Origin of the sequence: Streptomyces sp. NPDC007162 (assembly GCF_040634175.1) — a bacterium.
Lineage (GTDB): Bacteria > Actinomycetota > Actinomycetes > Streptomycetales > Streptomycetaceae > Streptomyces.
Genome location: NZ_JBEYFC010000800.1, coordinates 1 through 2,860 on the forward strand (window position 1 = coordinate 1; position 2,860 = coordinate 2,860).

The 2,860-nt window shown below is 72.8% G+C and carries 3 protein-coding genes; all 3 read right to left on the reverse strand.

The window, feature by feature from the left end; genetic code table 11:
• The coding region (locus ABZ646_RS44130; protein ID WP_360532724.1) for a FadR/GntR family transcriptional regulator at positions 1–707 on the reverse strand (707 nt) is incomplete at its 3' end.
• A 2-nt stretch (positions 708–709) separates the two neighbouring features.
• Positions 710–1,708 carry an aldo/keto reductase gene (locus ABZ646_RS44135; RefSeq protein WP_360532727.1) on the reverse strand — a complete coding sequence of 333 codons (999 nt, stop codon included), beginning with the start codon at positions 1,706–1,708 and terminating at the stop codon, positions 710–712.
• 22 nt (positions 1,709–1,730) lie between these two features.
• On the reverse strand, positions 1,731–2,768 hold the full coding sequence (locus ABZ646_RS44140; RefSeq protein WP_360532730.1) for a sugar kinase: 1,038 nt from the start codon (positions 2,766–2,768) through the stop codon (positions 1,731–1,733).
• Between the last annotated feature and the right edge of the window lie 92 nt (positions 2,769–2,860).

Below are 2,860 nucleotides of genomic sequence, written 5' to 3' on the forward strand. Positions count from 1 at the left end.
GTTCGGCGGAGATCGCTGCGGCCCGCTCCGGCTCGGCACGGCGCCACAACGATGCGATACCGTCCCTGGCGCGCTGCCGCGGCATGGCACAGCACGGCGTCACGTGCGGCGAGCGCCGCGTAGATGGCCTCGTGCTCCGCGAGCGTACGGGCCGCCGCGCGGGTGTCCACGAGACCACGCCAGATCCGGGCCCGCAGGGTGCGGCCCGAGATGCCCTCCAGCAGGGTGATCAGCGTCTCGTTGCCGGTGACGTCCACGATAGCGCGGTGGAACGCCACATCGTGCGCGTTGAGCCGCTCGACGTCGTCTCGGGCCTCGCGCATGGCGTCCAGGTGCCGCTTCACCTCCGCCAGTCCGTCGTCCGTCAGCCGGGGGACGGCCAGGGCGGTGGCGGCGGGCTCGAGCAGGCGCCGTACCTCCATGAGGTCCAGTACGGCACCGGGGTCGCCCTGGAGCAGTTCCACCGCGCCACCGAGGCCCTCGAGCAGCAGGCTCGGCTGCAGGCTGGTGACGTACGTGCCGTCGCCCCGCCGGATCTCCAGCACACGGGCCACCGACAGCGCCTTCACCGCCTCGCGGGCGAGGTTACGGGAGAGCCCGAGCTGGGCGGCCAGCTCGGGCTCGGGAGGCAGCTTCGCGCCCGGAGGCAGCGCCCCGGAGGCGATGAGTTCGCGGATCTGGCTGATCGCCTTGTCGGTCAGGGACACGGTCAACTCCTTGCGCCGGGCGCGAAGGGGGTCTCGGGGCGGAGCAGCCCTTGGTCGCGCAGGTCGTGCCACAGCTCCTGGGGGATCGGCTGTCGATGCAGCAGCGCGTTGCGGCGGACCTGCCCGGGGTCGCGCATGCCGAGGGTGACGTTGATGACGCTGGGATGGGTGAGGGGGAAGGCGATGGCGGCGGCGGGCAGGGTGGTGCCGTGGGCCTCGCAGGCGTCGGCGATGGCACGGGCGCGGTCGACGAGTGCGGGCGGGGCGTCCTGGTAGTCGTACTTCATGCCCTCGGCGGGCCGGTCCTGGGAGAGGAGGCCGGAGTTGAAGACACCGACGGCGACGACGCTCTTGCCGTGTTGCTGTGCGGCGGGCAGGACGTCGTCGAGGGCGGACTGGTCGAGGAGGGTGTAGCGCCCGGCGAGCATCACGAGGTCGGCGGCGGTCTCGCGCAGGAAGCGGGCGAGCATGGCGGACCGGTTCATGCCGGCGCCGATCGCACCGATGACGCCTTGGTCGCGCAGTTCGGCGAGGGCGGGCATGGCCTCGTCCGCTGCCTGTTGCCAGTGGTCGTCGGGGTCGTGGAGGTAGACGATGTCGAGGCGGTCCAGGCCGGTGCGCTCCAGCGTCTCCTCGATGGAGCGCAGCACGCCGTCCCGGCTGAAGTCCCATTGGCGGCGCAGGTCGTCGCGGACGACGAAGCCTTCGGTGTCGACGCCTTGGGGGTGTTCGTTGGGGACGAGGAGACGGCCGACCTTGGAGGAGATGACGTACTGATCGCGGGGCCGGTCACGCAAGGCGGCGCCCAGGCGGTGCTCGGAGAGGCCGAGGCCGTAGTGGGGAGCGGTGTCGTAGTAGCGGATGCCCGCGTCCCAGGCGGTGTCGACGGCGGCTGCCGCGTCCTCGGCGCTGGTGGTGCGGTAGAGGTTGCCGATGACGGAGGCGCCGAAGCCGAGCTCGGTGACCTGGACGGCGGTGGTGGGGATCGTACGGCGGCGCAAGGGGTGCTCCCGGGAGGGTGGTTCAGCGTCGGACGTGTGCCGTGGCGCCCGTGAGGAGCGCCTCGACCTCGGCGAGGGTGGCCATGGAGACGTCACCGGGCGTGGTCATGGTGAGGGCGCCGTGCGCGGTGCCGTAGGCGAGGGCGCCCTCCAGGCCCGCACCGGTGAGCAGGCCGTAGACGAGGCCCGCGGCGAAGCCGTCGCCGGAGCCGATGCGGTCCAGGACGTGCAGACCGGGCATGCGGGGGCCGCTGACCAGACCTGTCTCGGGTGACCAGGCGAGCGAGGACCAGTCGTTGACCCCGGCCGAGGGCACCGCGCGCAGAGTCGTCGCCAGCACTCTCGCCTGCGGCAGCAGGGACGCGACCGAGGCGAGCGCCTCGGGCACCTCGTCGTCGGTCAGCCGCACGGCGCCCGGATGCGGGCCCGCGAGTCCGAGGGCACCCACGACGACGTCGGCGTGCCGGGCCAGGCGCAGGTCGGTCTCGCGGGCCCGTTCGGCGCCACCCCGACCGTCCCAGAGGCTGGGCCGGTAGTTGGGGTCGTAGGAGACGGTGACGCCGTGGCGGCGGGCGGCCGCCATGGCCTCGTCGGCGACGTCGGCGGTGGTGTCGGACAGTCCGGCGAAGATCCCGCCGGTGTGGAACCAGCGCACCCCGGGCGAGAACACCGCGTCCCAGTCGACGTCCCCCTTGCGCAGTTGGGAGACCGCGGTGTTCGCGCGGTCGCTGACGCCGAGCGCCCCGCGGATGCCGAAGCCGCGCTCGACGAAGTTCAGGCCGTTGCGGGCGGTGCGCCCCATGCCGTCCGCGGCGATCCAGCGAATGTGCGAGGTGTCGACGCCACCCTGGAGGATCAGGTCCTCCACGAGTCGGCCCACCGCGTTGTCGGTGAGGGCGGTGACGACGGCGGTGCGCAGTCCGAAGCAGCGGCGCAGCCCGCGGATGACGTTGTACTCGCCGCCGCCTTCCCAGACCTGGAAGCTGCGGGCGGTACGGATCCGGCCCTCACCGGGGTCGAATCGCAGCATCACCTCGCCCAGGGCGATCACGTCGGTCACGGTGCCGCCCTCTCCACTGCCTCGGCGGTCAACCGGCGGATCTCGTCGTACGCGCCACGTTCGAGGTGGCCGGGGGTGGCGATCCAGCTGCC